General features: G+C 39.7%; 16 protein-coding genes. 5 read left to right on the forward strand and 11 right to left on the reverse strand.

Going from position 1 to position 15538, the window contains the following annotated elements; genetic code table 11:
- Positions 1–16 precede the first annotated feature (16 nt).
- From kdsB to ACULLG_RS09925, 4 genes are read left to right on the forward strand one after another with little or no spacing between them, the layout of a single operon-like run.
- A complete protein-coding gene (gene kdsB / locus ACULLG_RS09910) occupies positions 17–745 on the forward strand; it encodes a 3-deoxy-manno-octulosonate cytidylyltransferase (protein ID WP_452126633.1) in 729 nt (242 codons plus the stop codon).
- Positions 736–1440 carry an HAD family hydrolase gene (locus tag ACULLG_RS09915; RefSeq protein WP_452126634.1) on the forward strand — a complete coding sequence of 235 codons (705 nt, stop codon included), beginning with the start codon at positions 736–738 and terminating at the stop codon, positions 1438–1440. The genes kdsB and ACULLG_RS09915 overlap by 10 nt, the downstream gene beginning before the upstream one ends.
- Positions 1440–2564, forward strand: coding sequence for an iron-containing alcohol dehydrogenase family protein (locus ACULLG_RS09920; protein ID WP_452126635.1), 1125 nt, complete (start codon positions 1440–1442; stop codon positions 2562–2564). The genes ACULLG_RS09915 and ACULLG_RS09920 overlap by 1 nt, the downstream gene beginning before the upstream one ends.
- A gap of 38 nt (positions 2565–2602) precedes the next feature.
- Positions 2603–3142: a 1-acyl-sn-glycerol-3-phosphate acyltransferase gene (locus ACULLG_RS09925; RefSeq protein WP_452126636.1), complete on the forward strand. Its 540-nt coding sequence runs from the start codon at positions 2603–2605 to the stop codon at positions 3140–3142.
- Here the strand turns inward: ACULLG_RS09925 and ACULLG_RS09930 are convergent.
- From ACULLG_RS09930 to thrA, 10 genes are all read right to left on the reverse strand, one after another.
- A complete protein-coding gene (locus ACULLG_RS09930) occupies positions 3139–3633 on the reverse strand; it encodes a hypothetical protein (protein WP_452126637.1) in 495 nt (164 codons plus the stop codon). The two genes, ACULLG_RS09925 and ACULLG_RS09930, sit on opposite strands and share 4 nt — an antisense overlap.
- 70 nt (positions 3634–3703) lie before the next feature.
- Entirely contained in the window at positions 3704–4414 is a 711-nt protein-coding gene (locus ACULLG_RS09935) for a YebC/PmpR family DNA-binding transcriptional regulator (protein WP_452126638.1), read from the reverse strand.
- Positions 4415–4476: 62 nt separating this feature from the next.
- Entirely contained in the window at positions 4477–4764 is a 288-nt protein-coding gene (locus ACULLG_RS09940) for a 4a-hydroxytetrahydrobiopterin dehydratase (RefSeq protein WP_452126639.1), read from the reverse strand.
- A 44-nt stretch (positions 4765–4808) separates the two neighbouring features.
- Positions 4809–5396 carry a DUF1684 domain-containing protein gene (locus ACULLG_RS09945; RefSeq protein WP_452126640.1) on the reverse strand — a complete coding sequence of 196 codons (588 nt, stop codon included), beginning with the start codon at positions 5394–5396 and terminating at the stop codon, positions 4809–4811.
- 211 nt (positions 5397–5607) lie between these two features.
- On the reverse strand, positions 5608–6432 hold the full coding sequence (locus tag ACULLG_RS09950; protein ID WP_452126641.1) for a sugar nucleotide-binding protein: 825 nt from the start codon (positions 6430–6432) through the stop codon (positions 5608–5610).
- 3 nt (positions 6433–6435) lie between these two features.
- Complete coding sequence (locus tag ACULLG_RS09955; protein ID WP_452126642.1) at positions 6436–7350, reverse strand: glutaminase; 915 nt, start codon at positions 7348–7350, stop codon at positions 6436–6438.
- Positions 7350–8435, reverse strand: coding sequence for a glycine cleavage system aminomethyltransferase GcvT (gcvT, locus tag ACULLG_RS09960; RefSeq protein ID WP_452126643.1), 1086 nt, complete (start codon positions 8433–8435; stop codon positions 7350–7352). The genes ACULLG_RS09955 and gcvT overlap by 1 nt, the downstream gene beginning before the upstream one ends.
- A gap of 101 nt (positions 8436–8536) precedes the next feature.
- Positions 8537–9832, reverse strand: coding sequence for a threonine synthase (gene thrC, locus ACULLG_RS09965; RefSeq protein WP_452126644.1), 1296 nt, complete (start codon positions 9830–9832; stop codon positions 8537–8539).
- Positions 9833–9835: 3 nt separating this feature from the next.
- On the reverse strand, positions 9836–10759 hold the full coding sequence (locus tag ACULLG_RS09970) for a homoserine kinase (protein WP_452126645.1): 924 nt from the start codon (positions 10757–10759) through the stop codon (positions 9836–9838).
- 1 nt (position 10760) lies between these two features.
- A complete protein-coding gene (gene thrA, locus ACULLG_RS09975) occupies positions 10761–13205 on the reverse strand; it encodes a bifunctional aspartate kinase/homoserine dehydrogenase I (protein WP_452126646.1) in 2445 nt (814 codons plus the stop codon).
- Positions 13206–13458: 253 nt separating this feature from the next.
- Here thrA and ACULLG_RS09980 point away from each other — a divergent pair, with 253 nt between their 5' ends.
- Positions 13459–15003, forward strand: a complete 1545-nt coding sequence (locus tag ACULLG_RS09980; protein WP_452126647.1) for an NAD(P)H-hydrate dehydratase — start codon at positions 13459–13461, stop codon at positions 15001–15003.
- Here ACULLG_RS09980 and ACULLG_RS09985 read toward each other — a convergent pair.
- On the reverse strand, positions 15000–15419 hold the full coding sequence (locus tag ACULLG_RS09985) for an STAS/SEC14 domain-containing protein (protein ID WP_452126648.1): 420 nt from the start codon (positions 15417–15419) through the stop codon (positions 15000–15002). The genes ACULLG_RS09980 and ACULLG_RS09985 overlap by 4 nt on opposite strands.
- Positions 15420–15538 lie beyond the last annotated feature (119 nt).

Here is a 15538-nt window from a genome sequence, read left to right on the forward strand (position 1 = left end):
TCATAATATAGAAGTAGTGAAAATAATTTCATTGATTCCGGCGAGGTACCAGGCCTCAAGATTTCCAGCAAAACTCATGCAAGATTTGGGCGGAAAACCTGTAATTGTGCGTACGTATGAAGCAGCGGTCCAAACGGGATTGTTTGATGAAGTCTTCGTGGTAACCGACAGCAAAATTATTTTTGACACCATTTCTGCAATAGGAGGTAAGGTGCTAATGAGCAAAAAGGAGCACGAAAGTGGAAGTGATAGAATTGCCGAAGCTGTAATAGATTTGGATGTTGATATCGCTATTAATGTCCAAGGAGATGAGCCTTTTATAGATGCTGAAAGCTTAAAAAAAGTGATAGAGGTTTTTAAAAATGATGATAATGAAGTGATAGATTTAGCTTCATTGATGACGCCCATAACCGATTGGGATGAAATTTCAAACCCAAATACAGTTAAGGTAATTGTGGATAACCAGGGTTTTGCGCTCTATTTTTCTAGATCCCCTATTCCATATCCAAGAGACGAAAGTGTAGATGTCAAATATTATAAGCACAAAGGAATTTATGCTTTTAGAAAACGTGCTTTGCTCGATTTTCAACGCTTACCAATGTTACCTTTGGAAGCCAAAGAAAAGATTGAGGCAATCCGTTTTTTGGAATATGGGAAAAAGATAAAAATGGTTGAAACACACGTAACCGGCATAGAAATTGATACCCCCGAAGACCTAGAACGCGCCCAACGAGCATGGAAATAGATTTTAAGAACATAAAAGTTATAGGCTTTGATGCTGACGATACCCTATGGGTAAACGAAACCTATTTCAGGGAAACGGAAGAGCGATTTGCCGAGCTGTTAGAAGGCTACGAGACCAAAAATAAGGTAGATCAAGAGCTATTTAAGATTGAAATGCAAAATCTTGAAACCTATGGTTACGGCATTAAGGGTTTTGTGCTATCCATGATTGAATCCGCCCTTGACCTCTCCAATAACAAAATACCTCAAAACATCATTGCTGAGATTATAGATTTGGGCAAAAAAATGATTTCCCATCCCGTTGAGTTATTGAATGGAGTGGAGGAGGTGCTGGAAAAATTGCAGCATAAATATCGATTAATAGTCCTTACAAAAGGAGATTTGCTCGACCAGGAGCGTAAATTGGAAAAATCAGGAATATCTAAATACTTTCACCATGTGGAAGTGCTTAGCGATAAAAAAGAAAGTAATTATAAGAACCTACTTGATCACTTAGAAATAAATGTGGATGAGTTTTTGATGATTGGTAATTCGTTAAAATCTGATGTCTTGCCTATCTTGAATATTGGGGCCAAAGCCATCCATATACCATTTCACACAACATGGGCACACGAAGTGGTCGAAGATGCGCATCAGGTGAATGGTCACCTGAAGTTGAACAGTTTAAAAGAAGTTCTCAAGTATTTGAACAGCTAATGAAAACAAAAAGTAATTTGAAAAGCGAAATTACATCGGGTAAAAATACGCAGTACCGCAACTTCCCCATGGTACCAAGAGTGGTTTTTGGCCAAGGTAGTTTTTCCCAATTGGAAGAGGTATTATTACCCAAACGTAGAAATTCTGAAGCTCCATTTATTTTTTTAGTGGATGATTTTTTCGAGAATTCAGAAGTGGTAAATCAAATACCATTGATGTTCAATGATGAACTCATTTTCATTTCGGCCGATGAGGAACCAAAAACAGGGCAAGTTGATGCCCTAGTTTCACGAATAAGGGAAAAATATGAGGAGTTACCATCTGGAATAGTTGGTATAGGTGGTGGAACGTTGCTGGATTTGGCCAAAGCGGTCGCCATAATGTCCACCAACAAGGGCAAAGCAAGTGAATATCAAGGATGGGATTTGGTTCATAAACCTGCTTTATACCATGTTGGTATTCCAACCATAAGCGGTACTGGAGCAGAAGTTTCTAGAACAACAGTTTTGCTAGGGCCTGATAAAAAACTTGGAATCAATTCAGATTTTACCACATACGACCAGGTAATTTTAGATCCTGACCTTACCAAAACTGTCCCTAAAGAACAATGGTTTTATACAGGAATGGATTGTTATATCCATTGCATAGAATCATTGAATGGAACATACCTTAACGCTTTTAGCAAAAGTTATGGTGAAAAAGCACTTGAACTTTGTATGGATGTTTTTTTACAAGATATTCCAGAACAGGAATCAAGGGATAAATTGATGATGGCTTCCTGGCATGGAGGTATGAGCATTGCGTATTCCCAAGTTGGTGTTGCACATGCCCTGAGCTACGGTTTGTCGTACCTTTTGGGCATAAAACATGGTTTGGGCAATTGTTTGGTGTTTCAGCATCTGGATGAATTCTATCCCGAAGGCGTGCGTTACTTTAAAAAAATGGTACGAAAGCACCAAATACAACTCCCCACGGGAATTTGCTCCAATCTTACGCAAAACGATTTTGACATCCTTATCAATGTGGCGCTGAGTATGGATGCCCTATGGGAAAATGCGCTTGGAAGTGATTGGAGGAGCAAGATCACACCAGATTGCTTGCAAAGCATCTATATGAAAATATAGTGGTTTAGGCCTTTGCATTATACAATTAACTCTGTTATATGCACAAACTAGCTAAGTTTTTGTACTTCAAAATATTACGTTGGAAGCTTGTTGGTGCCTTTCCCGATTTGGATAAATGCGTGGTAATTGTGGTTCCCCATACCCATTGGATGGATTTCTTTTTGGGGCTTTTAATTCGCAAAGTAATCAATAAAGAAATCAACTATATTGGAAAGAAAAGCCTTTTTAAACCTCCTTTCGGCTGGTTCTTTCGCTGGACAGGTGGAGCGCCCATAGATCGCACCAAGAATTCGAACACTGTTGATATGGTAGCCCAAATTTTTATGGAAAGAAAGGTATTTCGCTTTGCTTTGGCCCCAGAAGGAACTCGAAAAAAGGTTACGGCATTAAAAACGGGCTTCTATCATATCGCGAAAAAGGCGGAAGTTCCGATTGTGATGGTAGCTTTCGATTTTGGAAGGAAACAGATTAAAATATCCGAACCGAAGTTTCCTACTGACGATATCCAAAAAGATTTTAAGGAAATTCGAAGCTTTTTTAGAGGAGTTCAGGGCAAAATACCGGAATACAGTTATTAAGTTTTGTTTAATTTCTTGTCAGGTTTCGGTTTCTCTACCTTTTTCGTATTCCCTGGAAAAACCAAGTTGGTACTCGAATAGGAAGTGCCAAAAGTAATGGCGGCTGCATAAACTTGTTGTATGGCATCGATTATCTGCGATTCAGAAAGCTCTTTGAGGGGATGGGTATAAACTGACCAGAGAATCTCGTCGCTCAATGCATATTTTACGTCTAAAGCAGAATGGAAATTGGCTACGAGTGCATTCAAAAGTTCTTCTTCCCCAATCTTCTCTCTTTCAATAATCGGTGAAATAATCCGCATACGATTGGCATTTTCATCGTAAACACAAATCAGTATGGCCTCATTAAACAAAAATTGGTGCGAGTTACCATTGGTTTTGACAGTGTCGGCTTCTTTTTCAATGATTTCGAACAGTTTGGCCGCTGTCATTTCCTGAGCTTGGCTGGTAAACATAAAGAGCAAGAACACAACTGAAAATAAATTACGCATGACGGAAAGTTTAGTTTTTGGTCGTTGGATTTCCCAACCCTTTACAAAGATGCCCAATATGTAATGGAAATTACTCTTTCATCGTATGATACACATTCTGCACATCATCATCTTCCTCAATTTTTTCCAATAGCTTTTCAACATCGGCTACTTGTTCCTCGTTGAGCTCCTTGGTTACTTGAGCAATACGTTCAAAACCCGATGAAATGATTTCGATTTCGCGGGACTCCAACTCCTTTTGAATGGCTCCGAAATTTTCAAAGGAAGCATAAATATGAATGCCATCCTCATCGACAAAAACCTCCTCAGCACCAAAATCAATCATTTCCAATTCCAATTCTTCGGGATCCATCCCTTCTCCATTTATGGTGAAGTTGCAGGTATGGTCAAACATAAATTCCACAGAACCCGAAGTACCCAAACTCCCATTACATTTGTTGAAATAGCTTCGTATGTTGGCAACAGTACGGGTATTGTTATCAGTTGCGGTCTCTATCAACACAGCAATACCGTGGGGAGCATAGCCTTCGAAAAGTACTTCCTTGAAATCACCCTGGTTTTTATCGGATGCCCTTTTAATTGCCCGCTCAATATTGTCTTTGGGCATATTAACGGCCTTTGCATTTTGAATTACGGCACGTAAACGGGAATTGGAATCGGGATCAGGACCACCTTCTTTAACGGCGATTACGATATCTTTTCCGATTCTGGTAAACGCTTTGGACATTGCAGCCCAACGTTTCATTTTACGCGCTTTCCTGAATTCAAATGCTCTTCCCATGTATTTTGCTTTTGGACAGCGACAAATTTAGCAAAAAATGGCCCTTTGTCAAGTTATGAGTGCTACTTCCCCAATACAATTTCCTCAATGGAAGTTGCCAAGTCAAAATCGTTTTGGGTGATGCCTCCAACATCATGTGTGTTCAATTTAATTGTCAGTTGGTTATAGACATTTTCCCAATTCGGATGATGGTTTTGTTGTTCGGCCTCAAAAGCAATTCGGGTCATTATGGAAAAGGCTTGCTTAAAATCCTTGAATTTAAATGATTTGCAGATGCTCCCATTTTCATAAATCCAGCCATCCAGATTTTTTAGTAGAGATTCTATTTCGGCAGGAGTTAATTTTTTCATTGTTGATTAGAATTTCGTTAATACCCAAGGTTATCCGTAAGGTACTAAATTTTAATCCCTGCGTTAATGTTCACCGGCAAATCATTTTCTTTGGGTGGAATGGGACACGAATACTTTTTGTTGTACGCGCAATACGGATTATAAGCTTTATTAAAATCAATAACGATGGTATCGCCTTCAGGTATTTCTAAATCTATAAACCGGCCGCCTCCATATGTTTCATTTCCATTGGTAAGATCTGTGAAGGGTAAGAACAAGTGATTTTTATATTTCTCTGTCTCTCGAAGTCTATGATTTTGGTAAATATGCAATTGAAGCGTTTCACCGTTTATTTCAAAAGTGGCCACCCCATAAAGCTCGTAGGTGGGCAGCCTGTCCGTAGTGGTTTTCATTAAAAAGGGAACGGCATTGACTGCCCTTTCAAATTTTGCTTCTACTTTAAAGTTTTCATCAATGGCAAAAAAGTCGTGTCCTTTAAACCTTTTAAGGTCTTTTTGGGTCAGGGGCGATTTTTCTTCGTTACTGTAAAAATCATTCAATTCTTTTTGATATTCAACAATCGAATCTTGATAGGTTTGGCCAATGCTGAAATTGATGCAGAACAGTAGGCTAAAAAGCAGTAGTGGTTTCATTTTCCGATTATTTAGGCAAGTCTTTTGGTGTTTGTTGAAAGATTACAAATTAAGAATTATTTCGATTGTGGGATAAGCGGACTGTTGGATTTTTGGAATTTGGGATTTCAGGATTGGATTTTGAATTTTAAATGCTAAATGGCTTACTAAAATTCATAACTCAACATTTAAAACTTAAAATTGACAACTGTTCATTGAACATTGTCAATTGTTAGTCAACCGGAAGATGATGATCTATGATCTCCTGATATTTTACCCACAGATTTTTGGGCAGTTTGTTGTTTTTGGGAAGGGCGGCCAAATAACGGTCTTCATTAGTGGTAAAAACACGTTTTAGAATGGGGTGGTAGTTGCCTAATTGTTTAATGATTTCTTTGATAAACTCCTCATGCTGAATCAAATCCTTACTTCCCAAGTGGAAAATACCTGTTTTGTTTCTATTGATAAGGTAATGGATTTGTTGGGTCAACCTATCATCATTGGTCACATTAATGATGAGGTTAGGAAATACTTCAATAGGTTCATTAGTCTCCAAATGCATTTTAATTTCCTTTACCCGCGGCGAAGTGTTTCCAAAGACCATGGGAATCCTGAGAATGGCAGCTTTTCTTTTGGGCAACCGCATCATCATGTTTTCCACCTTTATTTTAAGCCTTCCGTAGACACTTTCAGAAAGGGTTTTGTCAAATTCGTACGATGGAAATTTACTGTACGCGTCAAAAACATTGGCCGAAGAGATAAAGTACAGTTTCGTCTCATTTTTAATGAGGTATTCCATCATATGTTCATGGGCCTGCACCTGGGCACCAAAATCCCCACGAAGTGCAGAAATGATAAAATCTGGACGTACTTTTTCCAGCAGCATGACAATATCATCCTCCCGCATATCATACCGGAAAAATTGCCCATTTTCACTATAAATGGTAGTGTGACAATAGGTGCCGTAGGTATTAAAATAATTGCAAAGCTCCTTATAAATGGCATTGCCGATAAACCCGCTGGCCCCTAGAATCAGTATCTTCTTTTTCTTCTCCAAACACTAAAATATTGACAACCCTGTTAGGGTCGTTAGTTTTTCCAGTGCCATCATGCCCAACTTGGAATTTCCTTTTTCATTAAGTCCGGGGGACCAGGTAGCTATACAAAATTCATTGGGCAACAAAGCCACAATTCCCCCGCCAACACCACTTTTTCCCGGGAGTCCTACTTCAAAAGCAAATTCACCTGCTTCATCATAAAAACCACAGGTCAACATTAGGGCATTGATTCGTTTTACTTTGGATAAATTAAGATAGTTGTTGTTCTGAAGGCAGTTGCCCCGATTCATAAAAATGTAAAATACCTTGACCAATTGTTCGCAAGACATGCTCAGTGAACAGCAATGAAAGTAAAAATCAAGTACCGTTTCAACATCATTTTCGAGATTGCTGAACGATTTTATAAGATTGGCGGCTGCATAATTTCTGAATCCAGTATTTCTTTCAGACACAGCCACATTTTTATCATAATTAATGGAATCGTCACCTGCAATTCTCCGGACATATTGCAAAAAATCCGATTTGGGATTTTTTAAATGGGATACCAAAATGTCTGAAACAACAATTGCACCTGCATTGATCAAGGGATTTCTTGGAATCCCATTTTCCATTTCCAAAAGGGACAAGTGATTGAAGGGGTCACCCGATGGTTCGACACCTACGCGTTTCCAGATTCGCTCATCCAAAAGGGAATATGCCATGGAAAGTGACAATACTTTTGAAATACTTTGAATTGAAAACTTTTCATTCGAATCCCCAACATTATATGTTGTTCCATCTTTATCCAAAATGGATATCCCAAATTTATTGGGATCCACACAGGATAATTCAGGAATATAGCTTGCCACTTTACCCTTGTCGGCCTGTTTGGAGACGTCTTGGGCAATGGTGTTAAGAATGGATTCAAAATCTGGCATTATTTCTTATAAAAGGGCAATTTTACGACGGTGGCGGGAACTTGGTTCTTTCTGATTTGAATATAGATTTTACTATCCACTTTGGCATTTTCAATGGTTACGTAGCCCAATCCAATCCCTTGAGATAGTGAAGGGGACATGGTACCAGAGGTCACCTTTCCAATTTCTGTTCCATTTTCATCCACGATGGCATAACCTTGCCTTGGAATGCCTTTTTCGTCCAATTGGAAGGCCACCAGTTTTTGTTTTGGACCTTCTTCCTTTTCATTGGCCAACGCTTCGCTGTTCACAAAATCCTTGGTGAATTTGGTCACCCAGCCCAATCCTGCCGCAAAAGGGGAGGTGGTATCGTCAATATCGTTACCATAGAGGCAATAGCCCATTTCCAATCGTAAGGTATCCCGCGCGGCCAATCCAATCGGTTTTATGCCAAAATCGGCTCCAGCTTCCAGAACTTTGTCCCAAACCTGTTTTACCTCTTCGTTTTTACAGTAGATTTCAAATCCGCCAGAACCGGTATAGCCCGTAGCGGAAATTATCACATGCTCAATGCCTGCAAAATCACCGACAACAAAGTTGTAGAACTTGATTTCGGAAAGGTCTATTGAAGATAGGGACTGCATTGCCTCAACAGCCCTTGGCCCTTGAATGGCAAGTAGGGAATAATCCTCGGAGATATTCTTCATTACAGCTCCTATGGCCTCGTTATATTTTGAGATGTGGTTCCAGTCTTTTTCAATATTGGAAGCATTCACCACCAACAAATAGGTTTCTTCCTTAACGCGGTAAACGATGAGGTCGTCCACAACCCCACCTGTTTCGTTCGGCAAGTATCCATACTGTGCTTTGCCCACGGTTAGTTTTGTGGCATCGTTGGAGGTTACTTTTTGGATAAGTTCCAAAGCGTTTGGACCTTCGACTAAGAATTCACCCATGTGGGAAACATCAAAGACACCCACAGCGTTCCGTACGGTCTCATGTTCCACATTTACTCCTTCGTAAGAAACAGGCATATTATATCCCGCAAAGGGAACCATTTTGGCACCCAAAGCAATATGGGTATCGGTCAAAGCAGTATTTTTCATCATTTACATTTTAAGGGGTAAATTTATTTGAATTCCGCAAAGCGGCAACCTAAAAATTCTTAATCTTTTAAACAATGTTTGTTAACTGATTTTATGGAAGACTATTCGTCCAGTAGATAGGATTTTAGGTCTTCGTAAGAATCTATTTTGATGGATTTTTTCTCCTTTCCCATCACTTTTTGGATTTGAAGAGGAATTTCTGGCGAGATACCAAGCGTTTCCTCAACCACATCCAAAAATTTGACCGGATGGGCCGTTTCCAGAAAAATACCATAGGTATCGCCTTTGGATTTTTGGTACTCCTTTAATCCCAAATAGCCCACTGCGCCGTGGGGGTCGGCTACATATCCGGTTTTGGAGTGAATGGCTTTCATGGCCAATTTGGTCTCCTCATCTGAAAAGGAATAGGAGGAAAGATTGTTTTTTAAGCTTGAAAAATCATCTTGGTACAAATGCCTGATTCGGACAAAGTTGCTTGGATCACCAACATCCATGGCGTTGGATATGGTAGCTACCGAAGGCATAGGCTCATAAACCCCGTTTTCCATGAAATTGGGTACTACTTTATTGGCATTGGTAGAAGCCACAAATTGTTCTACGGGCATACCCAGTTTTTGAGCCACCATACCGGCACAAATGTTTCCAAAGTTCCCCGAAGGAACGGAGAAAACAATTTCCTTTCCTTTGGATTTTACTTGTTTATAGGCAAACAAAAAATAGAATAATTGAGGCAACCACCTGGCAATATTGATGCTGTTGGCGGAAGTCAATTTCTTTTGGTTGGTGATTTGAGTGTCCAAAAAGGCAGTTTTTACCATACGCTGGCAATCGTCAAATGTTCCCTTGACTTCCATGGCCACAATGTTTTGCCTCAAGGTGGTCAATTGTTTTTCTTGAATGTCGCTTACCTTTCCGCTGGGGTAGAGAATAACAACGTTTACGCCTTCCACACCTAAAAAACCATTGGCAACAGCACCCCCGGTATCTCCGGAAGTAGCTACAAGTACGGTAACATTGGTGTTGTTTCCTTTGGAAAAATACCCCAGGCAGTTTGCCATAAATCGTGCACCTACGTCTTTGAAGGCCATGGTAGGGCCATGAAAAAGTTCAAGCGTGGCTATACTGTCCTCAATTTCCACCACAGGAAAATCGAAATCCAATACATCTTCAATGATTTTTTTAAGGACATCGTCGGGAACTTCTCCTTCCACAAATTGGTGGATAGCTCTAAAGGCAATCTCATGATTTGATAGCGAAGTGATATTTTCAAAAAACTCCTTAGGAAGGGGTTCAATGCTTTCAGGAAAATACAATCCTTTGTCGGGAGCAATTCCGGCAACAACAGCTTCCTTGAAAGTGGCTTGTATGTTACGGTCGTTTAAACTGTAGAAGTTCATAGTTTAGCTTATTCTTTTTACGCCTTGGGTGTTTACTTTGGAGACGTGAATATCGAAAGGGATTTCAATGTTTTGATATGTTTTATGCATGGATTCGGCAACTTTATTGGCGATTGCCTCTCCTTTACTCAATGCGAAAATTGAAGGACCTGAACCTGAGATTCCACTCCCTAGCGCACCGGCTTCTTTTGCTTTTGATTTAATGTCGTCGAAACCTGGAATCAATATAGAGCGAATGGGTTCTACAATATGGTCTTGAAGCGAACGGCCGATCAATTCGTAATCAGATTGAAACAGTCCGGCCACAAGGCCACCCATGTTTCCCCATTGTTTGATGCCTTTTTCCAAGGTGATGTTGGTTTTCAGAATTTTCCTTGAATCGGATGTTTTTACCTCAATCTGGGGATGTATCACAGTGGCAAAAAGCTCACTCGGAGTGGGTAGAGGAATAATATCCAACGGCTCATAACTTCGTACCAATGTAAATCCGCCAAAAAGCGCAGGAGCAACATTGTCGGCATGAGCCACATCACTGGCCAATTTTTCGCCCTGCATCGCAAATTGGACCAACTCCATGTTTGAAAATGGTTTCCCCAATAATTGGTTCATGGCCCAAACGGCTCCGGCCGAGCTGGCAGCGCTGCTACCGATTCCACTTCCTGGTTTTATTTTCTTGTTGATATCGATTTCAAAACCTCCATCGTAATTGCTTTTTTGAAGAAGCGCCAATCCCGCAACTCCTGAAACATTTTTGGAGGTTTCCAAGGGAAGGTCCTGACCTATAATTTTGGTAATGGTGATTCCTTTTTCAGCTGTTTTTCGGACTATCATTTCATCACCAACTGATTCCAAGGCCAATCCGAGCACATCAAATCCGCAAGAAACATTGGCGATGGTGGCCGGGCAGAAAACTTTTATCTCTTTCATGCTAGAAATTTCCAATTCTGATGATATCGGCAAAGATACCAGAAGCTGTGACTTCAGCTCCTGCACCAGCACCTTTTATGATCATGGGTTGGTTGGGATAACGCTCTGTGTAAAAGAGCACAATGTTATCGCTTCCCTCCAAGTTGTAAAAATCGTGCCCTTTTGGAATTTTTTGAAGTCCGACTTTGGCCTTTCCATTTTCAAACTGGGCCACGTATTTGAGTTTACTATCGGAATCGTCTGCCTCTTTGTACATTTTCTGAAAATCGGTTTCATATTTCTTCAAAGACTCAAAAAAAGCTTCGTTGGAGTTGGTTTCCAGACTTTCCTTGGGTAGAAAAGATTCATTTTCAATATGGTCAATGTCCAATTCATTACCACTTTCCCGGGCCAGAATCAGAATTTTACGCATCACATCTATACCACTTAAATCAATAGTGGGGTCCGGTTCTGTGTAGCCTTCTTCCTGAGCTTGTTTTACAACATCATGGAAGGTAACGGAATCATTAAAGTTATTGAAGACAAAATTCAAACTCCCGGATAGTACGGCCTGAATCTTATTTACCTTATCCCCAGATGCAATCAAGTGCTTTAGCGTATCAATAATGGGAAGTCCGGCACCAACATTGGTTTCAAATAAAAATGGGGCATTATATTTCTTGGCCAACTGTTTCAGATCTTTGTAATAGACATAATCAGATGAGCAAGCTATTTTGTTGCAGGTGACCACAGATATGCTGTTTTTTAAATAGGCGTGATAGGTCTGGGCAATTTCATCACTTGCAGTATTGTCCACAAAAACACTATTTCTATAGTTGAGTTTTTTTATAGTGTCAAAAAATGCCTGCTTATCTGCTTTTTTGCCATTGGACAAAGCTCCTTGCCAGTCTTCCAAATCTATTCCATCTTCTTCAAAAACCATGGTCCTTGAATTGGCGATACTGATTACTCTAATATTAAGTTTAAGTTCTTCCCTTAAATAATCGCCTTGTTGAAGAATCTGTCCCAAGAATTTTGAACCGACATTTCCAACGCCCATGACAAAAAGGTTGAGCTGTTTTATGTTTTCTTCAAAAAATCGTTCATGGAGTGAATTCAGTGCTTTTTTAACATCTGTTTTTTTAATCACGGCAGAAATGTTCCGCTCCGATGCTCCTTGTGCAATGGCTCTAATGTTGACATTGTTTTTGCCCAGGGTGCTGAACATTTTACCACTTAAGCCCTGGTGACTTTTCATGTTATCACCTACCAAAGCAATAATCGCCAGATCTTTTTCAACGATAACGGGTTGGATTTTGTTGGAACTTATTTCGTATTCAAAAGCTTCATTTACTGCACTTACTGCTTTTTCAACGTCGTCATCCGAAATCCCTACGCAAATGGAATGCTCCGAGGACGCTTGGGTTATTAATACAACACTAATATTTTCTAACGACAATGTCTCGAAAAACCTTTTTGATATTCCCGGGATTCCAATCATTCCCGGTCCTTCAAGGGAAAGCAAGCTAATTCCCCCTACGTGGCTAATACCTCGTACGGTTTTTCCATTGCCATTGTTGTTCTTGGCTATATGCGTGCCTGAATCTTCAGGCGCGAAAGTATTTTTGATTCGGATTGGAATTTCTTTGTTGAGCACCGGCTCAATTGTTGGAGGATAGAGCACTTTGGCACCAAAATGGGAGAGCTCCATGGCCTCCTCGTAGCTGATATCCTCCACGCATTTGGCTTGCTTTACCAACTTCGGATTTGCGGTGAACATGCCACTCACATCGGTCCAAATTTCCAATAGCTCTGCATTTTGGGCTGCTGCTATAATGGCGGCAGTATAATCAGAACCTCCTCGTCCCAAAGTGGTGGAATCACCATTTTGGCTTGAAGCCACAAAACCGGGCAAAACAGTTATTTTATGATTATTGTCTTTGAAATAAGTGTTACAATTTTTATTTGTTCGTTTAAAATTGACATTGGCTTTTCCAAAATTGTTATCGGTAATGATAAGTTCCCTACTATCTTTTAATGCAGTGCTCAATCCTTCAGCTTTGAAAAACTCACTGATGATAAAGGATGATAGCAATTCACCATAGCTCACTATTTTATCCGATAATTTTGGTGTAAGCTCTCCAATCAGAAATGAACCCTCCAAAAGGGTTTCCAAAGTGTTTAGGTCGCTTTTAACCTGGCTAAGGATACTACTTTGCTTTTGAACCGGAATGAGTGCTTTGATGATAGAAATATGCCTTTCTTCAATATCCTGCAGCCCTTTTTTATAGGCTAAATCCTGATTTGAAGCCAAGGTAGATGTGTGGAGCAGTAAATCTGTGATTCCGCCGAACGCGGATACTACTACGGCTGCCTTTTCGGCTTCTATATTCTCGACAATGGATTTTACTCTATTTATATTTTCAGAATTGGCTACCGAAGTACCACCAAACTTTAAGACTTTCATGATTAATTGTGTTGTAAGCTGTTGAAAAAGATTTAACTAAACGGACCGAAATAGATATATAGATTACCCCAAAGGGGTGATAGTAGTCAACGTGATAATGGATGAAGAAGCTTTCATCGAAAAAGAATTGATATCCGTTTGTTTAAATTGCATGGTACAATATTCAAGGTCAAAAGTAGTACTTTTGAGTGCTTCATCAAATGATTCTAAAATTTTTACGAAATCTATAGTAATTGTTAATTTTTGTTGTTGAATGAAAATTTTTACCGCTAAGCAGATATACCAAGCTGACAAATTCACAATAGCTAAACAACAGATTGCAAGTGACGAGCTTATGGAACGAGCTGCACTTCAGTTGTTTGAATGGATGCATTCCCGATTACAGGGTGCTCAAGTTACCATCCAACTTTTTTGTGGTATAGGAAACAATGGAGGTGATGGAATTGCTCTAGCCAGGCATCTGCATGAACACGGATATAATATTAAGGTGCATGTGGTCAATTACAGCGAGAAACGATCCAAAGATTTTCTGCTGAACTTGGAGCGATTGAAGGATAGAAAAATATGGCCTGAATTTATCAATGAAGAGGCTTGTCTGCCCGAAATTACACCCAATGATATTATTGTCGATGCCATTTTTGGAATTGGATTGAACCGTCAACCAGAAAATTGGGTGGGCAATCTCATTGGGCACATTAATACTTCTTCGGCATTTGTTTTGGCAGTGGATATCCCATCAGGTATGCCCATGGATAGAAAACCATGGAATCCAAGTCATGTAATCGAAGCTAGTTATGTGTTGAGTTTTCAAGCACCTAAACTTGTCTTTTTTCTTCCAGAAACAGGCGTGTATGTCAATCAGTGGGAGATTCTTGATATTGGTTTGGATCAAGAGTTTATTGCCACAACGGAAGTTGGATATGAGCTTGTAGCAAAACCAGCTGTTTTGGGAATGTATCGGCCCAGACTTAAGTTTTCCCATAAGGGAACTTACGGGCATTCAGTAATTGTTGGTGGTAGCTATGGAAAAATTGGAGCTGTACAATTGGCAAGTAAAGCCTGTTTAACCATGGGAAGTGGCTTGGTCACGGCTTATGTGCCAGAGTGTGGATACCATTCCTTGCAAACTGCAGTCCCTGAGCTTATGGTTTTAACGGATGATGAGGATGATAAAATAGTTCAAATTGATATCCCTTTTGAACCCTCCGTGGTTGGAATTGGTATGGGAATGGGTACGGATGAGGAAACTTATAAGGCATTTGGAGAATTCCTTAAAAAAATCCCCACCCCAATTGTTATCGATGCGGATGGATTGAACATTTTATCCAAACATCCAAAATTGTTGAAGGAAGTTCCAAAACAATCTGTACTCACCTCTCATCCAAAAGAGTTGGAACGATTAATTGGAATATGGAAAGACGATTTTGAAAAACTGGAGAAAGCGAAAAATTTTGCTGCCAAATACAATTGTATCCTCTTGATTAAAGGAGCGCATACTATGATCGTAGACAGTAATAAAGTATATGTAAACACGACTGGCAATCCGGGATTGGCCACAGCTGGAAGTGGAGATGTGCTTACAGGAATAATTACGGGATTGATGGCTCAAGGATATGATTCGTTACAGAGTGCCATTTTTGGAGTATATCTGCATGGATTGGCAGGGGATATTAAAGCTTCAAGAGTTGGTTATGAGGCGTTAAATGCTACTGGAATAATTGATAGCATTGGTGAAGCTTATATGGAATTGCTTAGGCCTCCTGAAAGACCAGAAAGCGATAATAGTGGAGCGGCTTAAATTTTATTTTTCTTTTGGCTGCTTTTCAATCTTTTCTTTATCCAAGCCAAAGCATTGTCGTATTCAATGAAGAACTCCATGTTCTTTTTATAAAAAAGCTTCTCTATTTTGAAGTTGTGCATATCTATTTCCTTTTTGGAAACAATGGCAAACGCCTTCAGGTTCTGCATTCCTCTTAAATAGTTGTAGACCGTTGGATCTACGGCATACGAATTTTTACGAAGACTTATATATCCAAAATCCTTGTCTCTAAAGTGTATTTCTGAAATTCCTATGATTTGATATGTGCGTTCTAATGTAACTGTGGCGCCTTCATCAAAAGTGGCCACCATATAGTCGTCAAAAACCTGAACGCTTCCAATATCTAACTGGTATTCTCGTACAACAACAGCTTTCCTAGTAGAAGCAAATTTCATTCCCCCAAATAATTATAGTGTCTCGAAACGAAAGTATACCGAAAGCTAAAAGAGGGGAAAAATAATAGATTAAAAGCGTAAATATCGTATGTACGGTAAATTGGAATAAAAAAAAGCCG

Source organism: Flagellimonas sp. 2504JD1-5 (assembly GCF_053618295.1).

Excerpts from the sequence above, each read along its gene's own strand:
- ACULLG_RS09915 (WP_452126634.1), top strand. The coding sequence starts at position 736 with ATGGAAATAGATTTTAAGAACATAAAAGTTATAGGCTTTGATGCTGAC.
- ACULLG_RS09920 (WP_452126635.1), top strand. The coding sequence starts at position 1,440 with ATGAAAACAAAAAGTAATTTGAAAAGCGAAATTACATCGGGTAAAAAT.
- ACULLG_RS09925 (WP_452126636.1), top strand. The coding sequence starts at position 2,603 with ATGCACAAACTAGCTAAGTTTTTGTACTTCAAAATATTACGTTGGAAG.
- ACULLG_RS09930 (WP_452126637.1), bottom strand. The coding sequence starts at position 3,633 with ATGCGTAATTTATTTTCAGTTGTGTTCTTGCTCTTTATGTTTACCAGC.
- ACULLG_RS09935 (WP_452126638.1), bottom strand. The coding sequence starts at position 4,414 with ATGGGAAGAGCATTTGAATTCAGGAAAGCGCGTAAAATGAAACGTTGG.
- ACULLG_RS09940 (WP_452126639.1), bottom strand. The coding sequence starts at position 4,764 with ATGAAAAAATTAACTCCTGCCGAAATAGAATCTCTACTAAAAAATCTG.
- ACULLG_RS09945 (WP_452126640.1), bottom strand. The coding sequence starts at position 5,396 with ATGAAACCACTACTGCTTTTTAGCCTACTGTTCTGCATCAATTTCAGC.
- ACULLG_RS09955 (WP_452126642.1), bottom strand. The coding sequence starts at position 7,350 with ATGCCAGATTTTGAATCCATTCTTAACACCATTGCCCAAGACGTCTCC.
- gcvT (WP_452126643.1), bottom strand. The coding sequence starts at position 8,435 with ATGAAAAATACTGCTTTGACCGATACCCATATTGCTTTGGGTGCCAAA.
- thrC (WP_452126644.1), bottom strand. The coding sequence starts at position 9,832 with ATGAACTTCTACAGTTTAAACGACCGTAACATACAAGCCACTTTCAAG.
- ACULLG_RS09970 (WP_452126645.1), bottom strand. The coding sequence starts at position 10,759 with ATGAAAGAGATAAAAGTTTTCTGCCCGGCCACCATCGCCAATGTTTCT.
- thrA (WP_452126646.1), bottom strand. The coding sequence starts at position 13,205 with ATGAAAGTCTTAAAGTTTGGTGGTACTTCGGTAGCCAATTCTGAAAAT.
- ACULLG_RS09980 (WP_452126647.1), top strand. The coding sequence starts at position 13,459 with ATGAAAATTTTTACCGCTAAGCAGATATACCAAGCTGACAAATTCACA.
- ACULLG_RS09985 (WP_452126648.1), bottom strand. The coding sequence starts at position 15,419 with ATGAAATTTGCTTCTACTAGGAAAGCTGTTGTTGTACGAGAATACCAG.